Below are 17,862 nucleotides of genomic sequence, written 5' to 3' on the forward strand. Positions count from 1 at the left end.
ATCAAGTAAAGATTTTCATATATTTGTCATAATTGGCATAAATGTGACTTGTATAGCCCATTTATAACAACCATTTGAATCTATTGAAATTTATAAATATCTCTTTAATAATCATCATTTTAGAATAACTAAAAACGACTATTTTTAAACCTATCCTAAAAGCGTGTTTAAACAGAATTTCTAATGACAAAAAAATGCACCTCAGGTAATAGTAATCATTACGTATACCTAAAGTGCACTTAGAAAACGAATTAAAAGATGATTAATTAGTGTTTATTAATTTCATCAGCAATCCCTTTGGCAACTTGCTGCCAACCTGCTGCCAACGTACGGACTAATTCAGGATAACCATCTTCCTGCTGATCCAGTTGGACATCAAAATTACGACGGATCACATTTTTATCCTTTGAGTATGTCCAGAAGCCTTGAATGAGCACCTTACCATCATAACGACCATTAAAAGCCGTGAGTGTAATATCTAAGGTATCTGGTGAGTTTTGTAGTGGCTGCAACGAAACTAGCTTTTCAGGTAACGCTGCAGACAATTCACTCACCATTGACTGCCCTAGTTGCTGCTCTAATGGGCTTGCCCATAAGTGTGTACTTGCATTGGTGTAGCTTACATCTGTCGTTTGATAAGTGATGCCGTTCGACGTCAATACATCCGATAACATAATGCGCTGCAACCATACTTGGCCTTTATTCATCACCGCCACAGATTGCGTTTCAGAAGCGTGTATTGGCAACTGGTAATACATTTTTTCTGGTGTACTACTACACCCTGCCAACAACAAAACAAATATCGATATCAGATATCTCATTATTTTTTAACTCCTTTCGGCTGTACATCCTTAGTTGGTTCGGCTTCAAAGACTAATGCATTACTCTTATTGTTTAACGTTCTTAACAGTGGCTGAACTTCTCTCAAGACTTGGTCTAAACGCTGCATATTATCCACCATCTTATTATAAGCAGGTGAGCCTGGTTGGAAGCCTTGCATTGCACGGTTCATTTCTTGCAACGTTTTTTGTAAATCATGTGGTAAATTTTGGAACTCTTTACTTGCCATTACTTTATTCAGCTCAACTAACATTGCGTTGGCTTCTTTTACCACTTTTTGCCCTTCTGCTAACGTTTGTGTGGTTTGGTTCAACATAGGCTCAATTGGCATATTGTTGATTTTATCCAGCACTGCAATCACTTTTTGCTGAATCTGCGCTAAACCACCACTGGTCGTTGGAATGATTTTATACCCAGCAACCACCGTTGGGCCTTTATATGGCTCAGCATTAGGGACAAAGTCTAAATCAACAAATAGTGCACCCGTCAGTAAATTACCCGATTTCAATGATGCTCTTAACCCATCTTTCATTGCTAATTTTAATTCATTTTTTAAATTAAAATTCGCGCCTACATCTTTAGAAAAACGCTCTGGTTCGATATGAATAAGAACAGGAATTCTAAAGTCATTATCCAGTGATTGGTCTAAACCCGCGGTATAGAACGGAACCTGTGCAACAGTCCCTAAACGAATACCCCGGAATTCAACAGGTGCCCCAGGCTGCAATCCACGTACAGAATCAGAGAAAAAGAGAACAAAGTCTTGGTACTGGGTATACAGTGAATTTTGAATACTGCTTTGGTTATCAAACAGTTCAAACTCTGTATTTTCCTTAACACTGGCTCCAGGAACCCATCCCGCAGGGACATCAAAACTTACACCGCCGGTTAATAAAGTGGCAATTGACCCCATTTCGACATGTACACCTTGAGATGACATATCAAAGGCAATGCCACTGTCTTTCCAGAAACGCACGTTTGAACTGATAAGTTTGTCATAAGGCGCATTAATAAACAGTTGATAACGCATATCGCGCTTATCCATATCAAAGTTACTGGTTTCGACAGAGCCTACGCGGTAACCACGGAATAAGACAGGGTCACCTGGATTGAGCTGCCCCGCTTTATCACTGGCTAAAATAACGCGGATACCTTTAGCATCAGGAGATGCTAAAGGTGGTGTATCTAACAAGGTGAATTCAAAGTGTTCTTTTGCTGCAAGACCAGGCTGAAGCTCAATATAAGCTCCTGAAAGTAACGTTCCTAAGCCTGTAACACCATCGCGACCAATTGCAGGTTTAACAATCCAAAATGCCGAGTCAGTACGAAGTAACTCTTTCATTTCATTATTTAAACGCGCTTTAATGATGACACGACTAAAATTGTCATCTAGCGTCACGCTTTCCACAACACCGATATCGACACTGCGGCTTTTAATTTTGGTCTTACCAGCTTCGATTCCTTCCGCATTGTAAGTGATCAATGTCACTTCTGGGCCTTGGTTACTAAAGTGATAAAATAAGATCCAGGCCCCAAGTAAAACTGTGACAATGGGGATCACCCATACAGGTGACCAACTTTTTAGCTTACTGACTTTGGCATTAGCCTGTGGTGTTTCTTGTGAGGTCACCCTATGGCTCCTTCTTGTTCAGCAGTATTCACTGCATTTTTCGCATCACAACGATCCCAAGTCAATCGAGGGTCAAATGTCATCGCCGCAAACATCGTTAAAATCACGACAACACCAAAGAAAATAATCCCCATCGCAGGAACGATGCTCATTAACTGCCCCATTTGGACTAAAGAGGCCAAAATCGTAATCACAAATACGTCAATCATTGACCAGCGACCAACATATTCCACCAGCTCATAAATAAAATGCATACGATGAGGATCACGGTTGCCATACCCTTTTGAATCAAGGCACAACCAAGCAATCCCAATCATTTTCAGCGTAGGAACCATAATACTGGCGACAAAGATAACCATAGCAACGGGGTATGAACCATCCCCCCACAGCAAAATAACCCCATCAATAATTGTGGAGTTTAAGTCACTGCCTAATGTGTTTGTCGTCATCATCGGCAACACATTTGCAGGAATATATAACATAATGGACGTCACAAGCAGCGCCAATGTCCATTGTAAACTTTGATGCTTACGAACACTGCCATAGGAATGGCAACGTGAGCATTTAGATTGTTCCGCAGGTAAAATCGCAGTGCAAACCAAGCACAAGCGTATATTTTGGCTTATACCTGTTTGACCCACTTTCAATGGATGTATGAGCTTTGGTGCAGCTTCAATACGATTCCACAACCAATGCCTATCCAGGCATTGGAATGCTCTCACCTGTAACATGCAATATATACAGTAAGGCAAAAAACTTAGCCCAATACCAATATCACCGTAGGCAATCAATTTGACGAAACTGACTAAAACACCCGCTAAGAAAATCTCCGCCATGCACCACGCTTTCATTTGGAATAAAATCCGCGTGATCACTACTTTAATCCCTTTAGGAATATGAACTTGTAGCCCTAAAAGGATAATGGTGACCATACAAAAAGCAGGTATGACTAAAGAGAAAAACAAGAAAAATAGCGCCAGACCGCTATAACGCGTCGTGGCGATAATTTCAATGATTTGAAAAAGCGAAATTTCATTTTCAATACCCGCTGCGCTCATTTTTACAAAGGGAAACATGCACGCAATGAATAACATAATCAACGCACTAAACGCATAGGCAGCGGGCTGCTTATACGGATATCGCCACTTTGAAACTAATGTCGTCTCACAGCGTGGACAGGTTGCTTTACTGCCTTGTTCCAATTCAGGAACCGCAACCAACATATCGCACTGAGGACAAAGTACATGTTCATGAGACTCATGGGTACACAAAGAATATTCGCTCCTCTAATCGATTAATTAGCTCATCCGTTCTTAAGCAATTCAAGCTCTTGCCAGCGGTCAAACGCGTGTTCCAGTTCCGCTTCTTTTGCTGCTAACTGGCTTAATGTTTGCTCTGTAACATCATGAGGTTGATTGAAGAAATCCGCATCACCAACTTTAGCTTGCAGTGCTTCAATTTCCGTTTCCAGTTGTTCAAGCTTAGCAGGTAGTTGTTCCAGTTCACGTAATAAATTATAACTGAGTTTATTTGGGCGCTTTGCCACTTCTTTTGGCTTGGCTGTTTTTTCTTGCGCAGCTACTTTACTCGTTTGTTCGGCTTTCAAACTCACGGTTTGTGCTCTTTGCTTTTGCGCGTCAAAATAGCCACCCACAAAACGGTTAATAATGCCATTGCCTTCAAAGATCCAGCATTCTGTTACGCTATTATCAACAAATTCACGATCATGGCTCACTAGCAGGACAGTTCCTTGGTAACCATCCACTAACTCCTCAAGTAACTCTAATGTTTCGACATCAAGGTCGTTGGTCGGTTCATCAAGGATCAGTAAGTTACTTGGTTTTAAGAATAATCGAGCTAATAATAACCGATTACGCTCACCACCTGATAAGGCTCTGACAGGTGTCATTGCACGTTTTGGTGGGAACATAAAATCTTGCAAGTAGCCTAATACATGGCGTGGCTTGCCATTTACCATCACTTCTTGTTTGCCTTCCGCTAGGTTGTCCATGACAGTTTTATCAGGGTCTAATGCAGCTCGATGTTGGTCAAAATAAGCAACTTCCAGTTTTGTACCACAATGCACACGACCGCTGTCTGCTTGTAAATCACCTAGCATTAAGCGCAATAGTGTGGTTTTACCACAACCATTTGGCCCAACTAATGCAATTTTGTCACCACGCATCACCTGTGCAGAAAAATCGTTTACTAGAACTTTATTATCGATTTGATAATTAACGTTTTCCATTTCAAAAACAATTTTACCTGAGCGGGCTGCTTCACCCACTTGCATTTTCGCTGTTCCCATCACTTCACGGCGCTCTGAACGCTCAACTCGCAGTGCTTTCAGGGCACGAACACGCCCTTCGTTACGGGTACGACGCGCTTTAATGCCTTGGCGGATCCACGCTTCCTCTTGAGCCAGTTTTTTATCGAACTCTGCATTTTGCATTTCCTCAACGCGCAAGGCTTCTTCTTTACTGACTAAATAATCATCATATGTCCCTGGCCATGAGGCTAGCTGTCCGCGGTCTAAATCGATAATACGGGTTGCCATATTACGAATAAATGAACGGTCATGGGAAATAAACACGATACTGCCTTGGAAATCTTTAAGGAAGTTTTCCAACCACAGAATGGTTTCGATATCTAAGTGGTTTGTTGGCTCATCTAAGAATAAAACCCGTGGGTTGCTCACTAACGCACGCCCCAGCGCCGCTTTACGTAGCCATCCCCCAGAAAGGGAGGAAAGCTCCGCATCCGCAGGTAAGCCCAATTTTTTCAGCACATCGCTGATACGAGAATCCAATAACCATAAATTACGGTTATCAAGAACTTCTTGTAATTCAGCCATTTTATTTAAGTTTTTCTCACTAGGATCTTCTTCCACCACTTTGGCAATATGGTGGTAATCCTTCAGGTATTGCGCTTGCTCCGCAACACCTTCTGCAACGAAATCAAAAATGGTGCCTTCCACATTACGCGGAGGATCTTGCTGCAAGCGTGCAACAACTAAGTCCTGTTCGTAAACCAGTTGGCCATCATCCAAAGGTTGTTCTTTCGTCAGCACACGCATCAGGGTTGATTTACCCGCACCGTTTCGACCAACCAAGCAAACACGCTCGTTATCTTCAATATGAATTTCAGTATTATCAAGTAATGGCGCATCACTGAAGGAAAGGTATGCACCCGATAAATTAATTAAAGCCATTGATTCTATCCTTTACTCTGCGTGGCGAATTAACCAGCAGTTATGAATTTGACGATTACGTGCAAAATCTTCAGAAAGCGTTTTCGCAGTGATTTCTTGTGCTTGTAGTCCTAGCTCTTTGATTGCTTCCATATCCATTTTGAAACCGCGTTTGTTGTTTGAGAACATCACAGTTCCGCCGCGGCGTAATAGTCGTTTTAAATGTGTAATCAGTTGTACATGGTCACGTTGCACATCAAATGTGCCATCCATGCGTTTTGAATTTGAGAATGTAGGCGGATCAATAAAGATCAGATCAAATTGTTCATTGCTGTTTGCTAGCCAGCCTAAACAATCAGCTTGAATTAAGCGATGTTGACGCCCCGTTAACCCATTCGCTTGTAAGTTTTTTTCTGCCCATTCAAGGTAAGTACGGGACATATCGACTGATGTCGTGCTTTTCGCGCCCCCCAGACCTGCATGCACGGTTGCCGTACCTGTATAACAGAATAAGTTTAAGAAATCAGTACCTTTGCTCATTTCCCCTAACATACGACGTGCGATTCGGTGGTCTAAAAATAGCCCTGTATCAAGGTAGTCAGTTAGGTTAACAAGCATTTTGGCATTGTATTCTTGCACCAAAAAGAAATCGTCTTTTTGTGCCAGTTTTTCGTATTGCTGTTTGCCTTTTTGGCGCTGACGTGTTTTTAACACCAATTGATTTGATGTTAATTCTAATACGTTCATCGTCGCCGTGATCACGTCAAATAAACGCTGACGTGCTTTACGTTCATCAACAGTTTTTGGTGGTGCATATTCTTGGATCACCACTTTGTCACCATAGATATCGACTGCAACATTATATTCAGGCAAGTCAGCATCGTAGACACGATAGCTTTCAATACCCTGCTGTTTTGCCCACTTCGTTAATTTTTTCAAATTCTTACGTAAACGGTTCGCAAAATCAGGGGAAATTTCCGCAACGGTTTCAGAAGGCGTAGCCGCTAATTGGTAATTTTTTTGTACACAATCTAATGGACCATTTTTCGCTTTGAATTCGCGCTCTGAACGTAATTGCAAACAGCTTAATAATTCAGGTGAAGCGCTGAAAATCGATAAACGCCAGCCTGGGAAACGCGCTTTCACGACACGGCCTAATTGGCTGTGTAAGGCAATTAAGGCTGGCTCACTTTCTAAACGCTCACCATATGGTGGGTTACTGATAATGGTGCCGACTGCTTCTGTTTTAACGGGGTTTTCTAACGCAGCCGCATCACCTTGATTGAAGGTAATGACATCTTGAAGGCCTGCCCGACGCGCATTCGCGCGCGCCATTTCCAGCACACGCTTATCAATATCAAAGCCATAAAAACGCGAAGTATTCTCTTTTAAGCCTTGGCGAAAACGCACTTGTGCTTCTGTGGTTAGCTCGCGCCATAATTCGGCATTAAATTTTGACCATGCATAAAATCCCCAATGGGTACGATGCAAACCCGGTGCTTTGTCTGTTGCCATCATCGCGGCTTCGATTAATAACGTCCCCGAACCACACATTGGGTCAACTAATGGTGTACCTTGCTGCCAACCAGAACGGTTAATGATCGCCGCGGCTAATGTTTCTTTTAATGGCGCTTGCCCTGCTAAGTCACGGTAACCGCGAATATGCAGAGAATCGCCACTTAAATCTAACGCTACGCTGGCTTTTTCTTTATTCAGGTACACATTAATACGAATATCTGCCTGTTGGCGTGCAACATCAGGACGTTGGTCTAACTTGCGAACAAAGCTGTCGACAATGGCATCTTTCACTTTTAAGGCGCCATATTGACTATTACGAATTTCTTCGTTAGTCCCTGTAAAATGCACTACAAACGTATCATTCACAGAAAAAATTTCAGACCAGTCAATCGCCTGTACACCAAGGTATAAATCTAAGTCACTGTAGACATCAAAATCATTCAATGGCAATAAAATACGCGATGCCAGCCGACTCCACAGTAAGCTTTGGTACATGACCCGTTCATCGGCCTGAAAATAGACGCCCCCTTGGGTCACTTTGCACTGGCTAGCACCGAGAGCTTCCAGTTCCGTTTTCAGTAGTTCTTCTAGGCCACGAGCTGTGCTGGCAAACAGAAAATTCATAGTATTTATTACCGATTTCGATGAAAAATTGTTGCGCATTATAGCTAATCTTATGCAGTTGTCATAAAGTTGCTGCGCACAATTATAAGGATTAAAAAATGATCACGCTTTCGCGCCTTTATACGCACCCAGTAAAATCCATGAGAGGGGTGCGCTTATCTCATGCCTTCGCTGATACTAGCGGTTTGACTTTTGATCGTAATTTTATGATAACCACGCTGGAAGGTAAATTTATTACGGCGAGAAAATACCCGCAAATGTTACTGTTTACACCTGTTATGCTCAATAATGGACTTCATCTTCGAGCCCCCAATGGTGAAAGTGCAACAGTATTGTATCAGGACTTTGATGAGAAACAGAGCCCTACCGAAGTTTGGGGCAATCATTTTCACGCACTCATCGCACCCGAAACAATAAACAGCTGGTTAAGCACCTTTTTTGATGAGCCCGTTCAGTTACGTTGGCTGAGCCCACTGCTTTCTCGTCGCGTGAAAGAATACCAAGACGTACCGATGTCATTTGCCGATGGCTACCCTTTTCTGTTAATAAATGAAGCGTCAGTTCAAGAACTACAACGCCGCTGCCCTGCCAGTATTAAACTTGAACAATTTCGGGGTAACTTAATTATTACTGGCGCAAAACCGTTTGAAGAAGACACGTGGAAAACGATTCAAATTGGGGATGTCGTCTTTACTTTAGATAGGCCTTGCAGTCGCTGTATCCTCACAACCGTAAGCCCAGAAAAAGGCATTAAACACCCCAATAGCGAGCCATTAGCGACATTACAAACTTTCCGCTCAGATGAAAACGGTGATGTCGATTTTGGGCAAAATGTAATAATTCAAAATACAGGCGTCATTCGTGTTGGTGATACATTAACCGTATTAGAAACTAAGACCGCCAAACAATATTTAATGCAAGAAAGGGAAAAAGACCTTTCCACGCAAGATACTAAATCTAAAGTTAGCAAAGTCAGCTTAATTTTCGACGAAACCGAATATGAAGGTGATAACCAAAATGTGATCCTTGAACAACTTGAATCTCACGGTTTAAATATACCCTATTCATGTCGAGCGGGTATTTGTGGTCGGTGTAAAATTAAATTAGTGTCTGGTGAAGTGACGCCATTAAAACAAAGTGCAATTAGGGAGAATGGTTATATATTAGCCTGCAGTTGTATCCCTAAAACAGCATTAAAATTAGCATTTAAGTAAAATTTAATTTTGGATATTTAACACCATCATCTATTTTTATTTATGATGGTGTTAACATTCCAACAACCAAATTAATGATCATACTGAAAATAATAATTTTATTTATTCGTTTTTTGATGTGATCTATGATGATCAATCAAACCACATTTCCATATAACTGTCGTTTGGCTTTAGATGAATATTCAAGCATGCGATCATTCATGATCTTAATTGGATCACAAAATCTTAAAACACGATCAGGTAATTCCAAAACTGGCTCTGCCAATAAACACAAACTTGCACAAGATCCAGCTTCCGCAATAATAAATGTGGAATAATGATGGCTATTTTCTAAGCACACTTGAATAATCTGCCCTTGCTTGGGCGTATTAATCGCATGGAATGAAGAAAAATACCAACTTTTTGGCATTTGCGGTTTTAAAAAACGATAAGCTACAAGACTATTAAGCACTAATTCGGCCCTTTCTTCTTGTGTAATATTTAATCGTTTAGCTTGCTCATCAAATAAATAAAATTCCCCAGCGTCCTCAATACTAAATGGCATTTCATTACGAGCAAATACCGTCAGCATTTTAGCTGGAAAACATGAACGAAATATCATGCCGTTGGCGAGATCTAACATCACCCTGTCATGGTCATGATCAAAATACCAACGCCAATGATCATCTGGTTTAATATTCATAAACGGATCCTTTAGCGATTTACCGGTAAATATATATAAGAACGATCATCAATACGATCTTTCCTAAATTTACTCTACAGCTAATTTTTATACGCTAAATAATTCGCCTTGCAGACAACTGGATAATGTTATTGTCAAATAACACATTCGCTGAAAATTGAAATAAAATTGATATAAAAATAGCCACTATTAGCAATATAGTTTAAAAGGGGGCATAAAGAAACCCCCTTGTTAAGTAAATTTACAATTTACTAGATATGATTGACAATATCTTTAATTAATTTTGGTCCATGATAAATAAAACCAGAATAAATTTGAATTAATGAAGCACCTGCTTCCATTTTTTCACGTGCTGCGGTTAATGAATCTATTCCACCCACACCAATAATCGGAAGTTTGCCATTTAATTCACGAGAAATAAGTTTAATCACTTGGGTGCTTTTTAATTGAACAGGACGTCCACTTAATCCACCCATTTCATTGCAGTGATTCAAACCTTGGACAAGAGAGCGATCTAGCGTGGTATTAGTTGCGATAACACCATCAATATTATGTCGGACTAAGCTATCTGTGACTTGAATAATTTCTTCTTCGGATAAATCAGGTGCCACTTTAACAGCAACAGGGACATACTTATTGTGCAATGATTGCAGTTCTAATTGCTTTGCTTTTATTCCACTTAATAAATCGTCGAGTGCTTCACCATATTGTAATGAACGCAAACCTGGTGTATTAGGTGACGAGATATTAATGGCAATATAACCTGCATGTGCATATACCTTATCCATACAAATAAGGTAATCATCTTTACCTTGCTCAACAGGGGTATCTTTATTTTTGCCAATATTAATGCCAATAATCCCGCCATAATTGGATTTTTTAACATTCTCAACAAGGTTATCAACACCCTTATTATTAAATCCCATGCGGTTAATGATCCCTTCCGCTTCAACTAAGCGAAAAAGCCTTGGCTTATCATTTCCTGACTGAGGACGTGGCGTCACAGTACCAATTTCAACAAACCCAAACCCCATTGCACCAAATGCGTCAATGCATTCACCGTCTTTATCCAAACCCGCGGCAAGCCCAAGTGGATTTTTAAACGAGAGTCCCATGCATTGGGTTGGTTTGGTAGCAACAGATTGGCGAATCAGACATTGAAAAGGGGAATGGTTTAAACGTTGAAGCTGGCGAAAAGTCATTTCATGCGCTTTTTCGGGGTCGAACTGGAATAGTGCCTTGCGGGCAAGGTGATATAACATATCCAATAACCTATATTCTGCTAGTGCGTTTCAATAAGAAAGACATCATGTCGCACGCACCCAATGCCACCAGCAATTAAGCTTTATGAACATAAGCTTTACTGAACACTAAAGTGCAAACGATGTTTCGTCGGATAAAACGCGCTATAGATTACCCTATTTGAACGCTTATGTGCCATGAAAAAATCAATAAAAATGCGTTTAGTTGAATTTATCACTGCAAATTAGGTTTCACATAAGCTGGAGGTGACCTATCGTCATGCGGTTACTCGTTGAAAAAGAAAATCCCAGACAATATCTGGGATTTTCTTATATTTAACCGTGGACTAATTAGCTTTCTAACGCCTTGGTAATTTTTTCAAATAAATCACCCGATAAGTTATCGAGTTCTTTTAATTGCTCTAACACGTTACGCATCTGAGCTTGACGCTTTTCATCGTAACGTTTTAAGCGAATAAGAGGCTCAATTAAGCGAGATGCGACTTGCGGGTTACGAGTATTCAGATCGACTAAAATTTCATACAGGAACTGATAGCCACTGCTATCCTCTGCATGGAAATTAACAGGGTTACCTGCCGTGAAAGCGCCAACTAACGAACGAACACGGTTCGGATTACTCATACTGAATGAACGGTGATTTAACAGCTTACGCACATTTGATAACGTGCCTTTTGCTGGGTTTGAACCTTGCAATGTAAACCATTTATCCATTACCAAGCCATCGTGGTGCCAGCGTTCATCAAAATCAGCCATCAATTGTACGAGGCAAGGCAGTTGTGCTTCATTAGCAGCTGTCAGTGCTGCCAGTGAATCCGTCATGTTATCCGCATTTTTATACTGATCTTCGACCAGTTTATTCGCCATCACTGCATCATCATTCACCGCTAAATATTGCAAACAAACATTACGTAACGATCGTTTTGCAATATCTTGATGATCGACACGGTAACCATCAATATTAATCGAGCGGTATACCGTCAAGAATTCATCAGACATCTCGTTGGCTAATCGGTGATGAATAAAATTGATCACCTCGTGGATAGCAACAGGATCGATAACTGTAAATAGCTCTGCAATTTCATTCTCTGATGGCAGCGTTAAGATCAATGCAGCTAGCGCAGGATCAATTGATTCACTCAATAAAACGGCACGGAAAGCATCAACTACCGACTCAGGTAAAACAAGTTCTTCACCTTTTTGGTATTTAGCGACATTGATCTTTGCATAGTTGTTGATCAGCTGCTGAGCGGCATCCCAACGTGAAAACTCGTTGCTGGCATGCTGCATCAAAAACGCTAATTGTTCATCGCTATAGTTATAATCTAACTTAACTGGCGCAGAAAATTCGCGTAATAAAGACGGCACTGGGCGAGTTGTGACTTCATCAAACACAAAAGATTGTGTCTCTTGAGTGATGTTGAGCACTGAGTTTACCACGCTCCCACCACGTTTTAATGGAATAACTGCCCCTTCCTCATCATATAACTCAATATCCAGAGGAATATGCAGAGCCAGTTTTTCTGTTTGATCTAACGTCGGCGGCGTCATTTGGCTAACATGCAATGTATACTGCTGTTTTTCAGGCGAATATTCATCACGTACTGTTAATACTGGTGTACCTGATTGGCTATACCAGCGGCGGAATAAAGACAAGTCGACATTTGACGCATCTTCCATTGCTTGGACAAAATCGTCACATGTGGCTGCGCTGCCATCGTGGCGATGAACATACAACTGTATCCCTGCTTGGAACATTTCTTCACCAAGTAAGGTGTGGATCATCCGAATGACTTCAGAACCTTTTTCGTACACTGTTAATGTATAGAAGTTATTCATTTCTATTACTTTTTCAGGGCGAATTGGGTGAGCCATTGGGCTTGCATCTTCCGCAAATTGTGCCGCGCGCATCACTTTAACATTATTAATTCGGTTAACTGATCGAGAGCCTAAATCTGAGCTAAATTCTTGGTCACGAAAAACCGTTAAGCCTTCTTTTAGGCTTAATTGGAACCAATCACGACAAGTAATGCGGTTGCCCGTCCAGTTATGGAAATATTCATGGCCAATCACGGATTCAATATTCAGATAGTCTTTATCTGTTGCCGTATCACTTTTGGCTAACACATATTTGGAGTTAAAGACGTTCAAGCCCTTATTTTCCATTGCCCCCATATTGAAGAAATCAACGGCGACAATCATATAAATATCAAGGTCATATTCTAAACCGAAACGCTCTTCATCCCATTTCATGGCATTTTTTAGCGACTGCATCGCCCATGGCGCTCTGTCTAAATTACCTTTATCGACAAATAATTCCAACGCCACTTCTCGGCCACTACGAGTGATAAAAATATCTTTTAATACGTCAAAATCACCCGCGACCAATGCAAATAAATAGCTTGGTTTCGGGAATGGGTCTTCCCATTTAACCCAATGGCGACCATTTTCTAACTCGCCTTCTGCAATACGGTTACCATTAGATAAAAGATAAGGATAACGCGTTTTGTCTGCAGTAATGGTTGTGGTGTAACGCGCTAATACATCTGGGCGGTCTTGATAAAAGGTAATGTGGCGGAAACCTTCTGCTTCACATTGCGTACATAGAGCATCACCTGAAACATATAAACCTTCTAACGCCGTATTTTTTTCAGGGCTAATTTCATTCACAATACGCAGCGTAAAAGATTCAGGTAATGATTTAATAATCAATTTACCTTCAGCTTGTTGATAATCGGCCCACACTTTTCCATCAATTTCGATACTCATTAATGATAAATCTTCGCCATGTAATTCCAGGGTTGAAGATTGTGGATTAATGCGTTTCACCTGACTCACTGCGGTTACTACGGTCTTAACAGGGTCAAGATTAAAATCGAGGTCAATCTCTGTAATCGTATAATCAGGGGCTTGATAATCCTGACGATATTTCGCTTGTCTTAACTGGGTCATAAGTAACCTTTTAATTCGTTATATTCGATATCGCACTACTTCGCTGCTTTATACAATACTATAAGACACCGTAATGTGAACGGATTTGAGAAACATTTTCATCAAAAGATGTTATCTGTTTTTTATCTGATGTTACTTTCTTATATTTAATAGTCGCTGTTTTGTTACAAAATCGTTTGTTTGTTGGTGCTATAGTACTATCAAATATTTCACGACATGTTAGTATCTTTTCGTGATTAATCGTTTTGTATCTAAAACATTAGTCGCTCTCGTTTCAAAATGGATTTCTCTGATATAACAGCTTTACCTAGAAGCAAATGAGCGAATTAAGCTGAATATGCCCCGCTAATACAGACTGATAGAATAACGCTTCTATCTTTTGTTAAAGTGGGTATACTTTTGCAACTTTAACGATTTAGCAAATTGCTAATATAAGTAGATAAGCTCCGCGAGGATGTCTGCGCGCCATGAATTTAGACGCTACACCGATTATTACATCACTGCTTGATACCGATGCTTACAAGCTTCATATGCAGCAGGCTGTTTTCCACCGATACTACCACGTACCGGTTGTTGCTGAGTTCCGCTGTCGTAGCAGTGAGCTCCTAGGCGCCTACGCCGATGAAATTAGGCAACAAGTTCAGTTGATGGAACATTTATCCCTGACTGACGATGAACTGACATTTCTACACCGCTTGCCTTTTTTCCAAGAAGATTACCTCACTTGGCTAAAAACGTTCCGCTTTAACCCTGAACAAGTCATAGTCACCTCTCATGACGATGGGCAATTAGCTATTCGTATTAGTGGCCCTTGGCGTGAAGTGATCATGTGGGAAGTCCCCCTGCTTGCACTTGTTAGTGAAATTGTGCAGCGAGATAGACACCCTGAAATCACTCCCGACGATGCTGTTAGCCAACTCAGAAAACTGTTAACCGTTTTCTATGCGCAAGCTAATGAAGACCAGCTTGATTTGTCTGGCTTTAAATTAATGGATTTCGGCACTCGCCGCCGTTTTTCTTATGCGGTGCAATCCGCTATTGTTTCCATGCTGAAAAACGAATTTCCTTATCTTATCGGTACCAGTAACTACCAACTGGCCCATGAGCTCGATTTAATCCCTGTCGGTACACAAGCACACGAGTGGTTCCAAGCACACCAGCAAATTAGCCCCGAGCTAGCAAACAGCCAGCGTGAAGCCCTACAAAGTTGGTTAGACGAATACCCTGATCACCTTGGCATCGCGTTAACTGACTGTATCACCATGGACGCGTTCTTACGCGATTTTGATGTCAATTTTGCGAAGCGCTACCAAGGATTACGGCATGATTCGGGGGATCCGATCGAATGGGGTGAAAAAGCCATTGCTCACTATCAAAAGCTGGGTATCGACCCAATGAGCAAAACACTGGTTTTCTCCGATAGCTTAGATTTACAAAAGGCACTTGATTTATATCGCTATTTCCATCAGCGCATTAATCTCGTTTTTGGGATTGGTACAAGGCTAACATGCAATATTCCTCATGTAACGCCGCTGAATATTGTCATCAAGCTTGTCGAGTGCAATGGAAAACCCGTCGCTAAATTATCAGATAGCCCTGGCAAAACGATTTGTGAAGACGATGAATTCGTTAATCAACTCCGAAAAGCCTTTGATCTGCCTAAAATGGAAAAAGCCTGTTAATCCGCTATTTTTCCTCATTCAGCACAAGAAGATGCACTTTTCTTGTGCTGAGCTCAAAAACCCGCTTTTTCTTTTATTCACTTACTATTACTATAGCCTTTAAGCTCGATAACCACGCTTCGCTTCAACAGAAATGTTTTATCGCGATTTTTTACTTGTTTCCTAATAAATGGCAAGTAACATAGAGCTTTGGCCCCTGAAATATGGGATTAATACGAAAAAGCCTTATTAATCTGTTTCATCCGCCATTCGCATAATAACAAGGTTGTTATGTGCTTGAACTCGGTATTGAATATTCCTATTACGAAAGCTGGAATACACCCTAAATAATTCGAGTTGTAGGAAGGCGGCAAGCAAATTGAGCCCTAGGAGCATACTGAAGTATGTGACTAGGGTCAGTTTGTGAAGCCAACACACCTACAACTTGAAGTATGACGGGTTGCAGATGCATAAGATTAACCATTATATAGAAGAGAGTGAATTATATGATAGTAGCGCCTGTAGTCGACGTACTGCAAGGCCGTGTGGCGGTAGGCTCTGAAGTCACCGTTCAAGGCTGGGTACGTACAAGGAGAGATTCAAATGCTGGTTTTTCTTTCCTCGCCGTTTATGACGGCTCATGCTTTAACCCGTTACAGGCTATCATTAATAATAATTTACCGAATTATAATGACGAAGTCCTGCATCTCACCACGGGTTGTTCCGTTGAAGTTACGGGTACGGTAAAAGAGTCTCCAGGTCAAGGTCAATCATTTGAATTAGAAGCCACCGCAGTCAAAGTGGTTGGTTGGATTGAAGACCCTGACACTTACCCAATGGCAGCAAAACGCCATAGCGTTGAATTCTTACGTGAAGCAGCACACTTACGTCCACGCACTAATTTAATTGGTGCTGTTGCACGTGTTCGTCATACCTTAGCGCAAGCTATCCACCGCTTCTTTGATGAACAAGGCTACTTCTGGGTTTCAACACCAATCATTACGGCTTCTGATACCGAAGGCGCAGGTGAAATGTTCCGTGTCTCTACACTGGATTACAATAACTTGCCACGTAATGACAAAGGTGAAGTGGATTTCAGTGAAGATTTCTTTGGTCGCGAAGCCTTCTTAACGGTTTCAGGCCAGTTAAATGGTGAAGCCTACGCAACGGCACTGAGCAAAGTGTACACCTTCGGCCCAACATTCCGTGCTGAAAACTCCAACACCAGCCGTCACTTGGCGGAATTCTGGATGGTTGAGCCAGAAGTTGCGTTTGCAAACTTAGATGATGTGGCTGGCCTTGCAGAAAAAATGCTGAAGTTTGCATTTAAAGCAGCACTGACCGAACGTCGTGATGATTTAGAGTTCTTCGCGCAACGTGTTGATAAAGACGTTATCACTCGCTTAGAAAGCTTTGTTAACTCTGATTTCGCGCAAGTTGATTACACTGATGCTATCAAAATCCTTGAGACCTGTGGCCAGAAATTCGAAAACCCAGTTTACTGGGGTGTCGATATGTCTTCTGAACATGAGCGCTACCTCGCTGAGCAGCACTTTAAAGCGCCTGTCGTGGTGAAAAACTACCCGAAAGATATCAAGGCTTTCTATATGCGCCTCAATGAAGACGGTAAAACCGTTGCGGCGATGGATGTCCTTGCTCCGGGTATCGGTGAAATCATTGGCGGTTCACAGCGTGAAGAGCGTTTGGACATGTTAGATGCTCGCCTTGAAGAAATGGGCATGAACAAAGAAGATTACTGGTGGTACCGTGATCTACGCCGTTACGGTACAGTGCCTCACTCAGGTTTCGGCCTTGGTTTTGAGCGCTTAGTTGCCTATGTAACTGGTGTCGGTAACGTACGTGAGGTGATCCCATTCCCACGTACCCCAAGAAACGCAGCATTCTAATTTCTGCTTTTCTGTATTGATTCACGAGCCAGCGCATGTTGGCTCGTGATAATTAAGCCCTGAGATGCTTTCACTTAATAACTATCTCATCTTGTTACATTTAATTTCAGTCATCTGATAAACAGATCACATTTTTTACGTTATTGCCTTATAATTTCCCGTTATATTGCACTTACATTGATATTGCTAAGAATAATCTGCTTTTTTGCTTCATTTTTGTTTTTTGCCAACCAAAAATCTTCAGTTAAATCTCTCTAAGTTGCTCAAAAAAAGCTCAAATCGTCTACTGAAAAAGTTCCCTTAATTTTGTAATATTTTTTAAACTGGTACGATGAGCGGTTGTTTTTTGTTCTATTTTTTACATTTAGAAACATTTAGTTACCGT

The 17,862-nt window shown here is 41.2% G+C and carries 11 protein-coding genes; 3 read left to right on the plus strand and 8 right to left on the minus strand.

From position 1 onward, the window contains the following. Window positions 1-266: 266 nt before the first annotated feature. Genes pqiC through rlmKL form a run of 5 tightly spaced genes read right to left on the minus strand, consistent with a single transcriptional unit; the run spans window position 267 to window position 7,802 of the window. Window positions 267-821, minus strand: a complete 555-nt coding sequence (gene pqiC, locus ACE2AL_RS13980; RefSeq protein WP_206086669.1) for a membrane integrity-associated transporter subunit PqiC — start codon at window positions 819-821, stop codon at window positions 267-269. After that, a complete protein-coding gene (gene pqiB, locus ACE2AL_RS13985) occupies window positions 821-2,470 on the minus strand; it encodes an intermembrane transport protein PqiB (protein ID WP_206086668.1) in 1,650 nt (549 codons plus the stop codon). Before pqiB ends, pqiC begins: the two co-directional genes overlap by 1 nt. Then, on the minus strand, window positions 2,467-3,741 hold the full coding sequence (gene pqiA, locus ACE2AL_RS13990; RefSeq protein WP_206086667.1) for a membrane integrity-associated transporter subunit PqiA: 1,275 nt from the start codon (window positions 3,739-3,741) through the stop codon (window positions 2,467-2,469). The genes pqiB and pqiA overlap by 4 nt, the downstream gene beginning before the upstream one ends. A gap of 32 nt (window positions 3,742-3,773) precedes the next feature. Beyond that, window positions 3,774-5,681 (minus strand): ABC transporter ATP-binding protein, encoded by a 1,908-nt coding sequence (locus tag ACE2AL_RS13995; RefSeq protein ID WP_206086666.1) that lies wholly within the window; start codon window positions 5,679-5,681, stop codon window positions 3,774-3,776. A gap of 12 nt (window positions 5,682-5,693) precedes the next feature. After that, entirely contained in the window at window positions 5,694-7,802 is a 2,109-nt protein-coding gene (gene rlmKL / locus ACE2AL_RS14000; RefSeq protein ID WP_272538746.1) for a bifunctional 23S rRNA (guanine(2069)-N(7))-methyltransferase RlmK/23S rRNA (guanine(2445)-N(2))-methyltransferase RlmL, read from the minus strand. Window positions 7,803-7,900: 98 nt separating this feature from the next. Between rlmKL and ACE2AL_RS14005 the strand changes: the two genes are divergently transcribed. Beyond that, window positions 7,901-9,016: a YcbX family protein gene (locus ACE2AL_RS14005; RefSeq protein ID WP_375083613.1), complete on the plus strand. Its 1,116-nt coding sequence runs from the start codon at window positions 7,901-7,903 to the stop codon at window positions 9,014-9,016. Between the two features lie 136 nt (window positions 9,017-9,152). On the opposite strand, the gene ACE2AL_RS14010 is transcribed toward ACE2AL_RS14005, so the two are convergent. The 3 genes from ACE2AL_RS14010 to pepN all read right to left on the minus strand — a co-directional run bounded on the left by ACE2AL_RS14010 (window position 9,153) and on the right by pepN (window position 13,909). After that, window positions 9,153-9,698 carry a cell division protein ZapC gene (locus ACE2AL_RS14010; protein WP_206086663.1) on the minus strand — a complete coding sequence of 182 codons (546 nt, stop codon included), beginning with the start codon at window positions 9,696-9,698 and terminating at the stop codon, window positions 9,153-9,155. 251 nt (window positions 9,699-9,949) lie between these two features. Further along, window positions 9,950-10,960, minus strand: coding sequence for a quinone-dependent dihydroorotate dehydrogenase (gene pyrD / locus ACE2AL_RS14015; protein WP_206086662.1), 1,011 nt, complete (start codon window positions 10,958-10,960; stop codon window positions 9,950-9,952). Window positions 10,961-11,290: 330 nt separating this feature from the next. Continuing rightward, window positions 11,291-13,909, minus strand: a complete 2,619-nt coding sequence (gene pepN, locus ACE2AL_RS14020) for an aminopeptidase N (RefSeq protein WP_375083614.1) — start codon at window positions 13,907-13,909, stop codon at window positions 11,291-11,293. 467 nt (window positions 13,910-14,376) lie between these two features. Here pepN and pncB point away from each other — a divergent pair, with 467 nt between their 5' ends. Both pncB and asnS read left to right on the plus strand, forming a co-directional pair. Continuing rightward, window positions 14,377-15,591 carry a nicotinate phosphoribosyltransferase gene (gene pncB / locus ACE2AL_RS14025; RefSeq protein ID WP_206086660.1) on the plus strand — a complete coding sequence of 405 codons (1,215 nt, stop codon included), beginning with the start codon at window positions 14,377-14,379 and terminating at the stop codon, window positions 15,589-15,591. 485 nt (window positions 15,592-16,076) lie between these two features. Next, window positions 16,077-17,477, plus strand: coding sequence for an asparagine--tRNA ligase (asnS, locus tag ACE2AL_RS14030; RefSeq protein ID WP_272538749.1), 1,401 nt, complete (start codon window positions 16,077-16,079; stop codon window positions 17,475-17,477). Window positions 17,478-17,862 lie beyond the last annotated feature (385 nt).

Source organism: Providencia xihuensis (genome assembly GCF_041953405.1).
Classification (GTDB): Bacteria; Pseudomonadota; Gammaproteobacteria; order Enterobacterales; family Enterobacteriaceae; genus Providencia; species Providencia vermicola.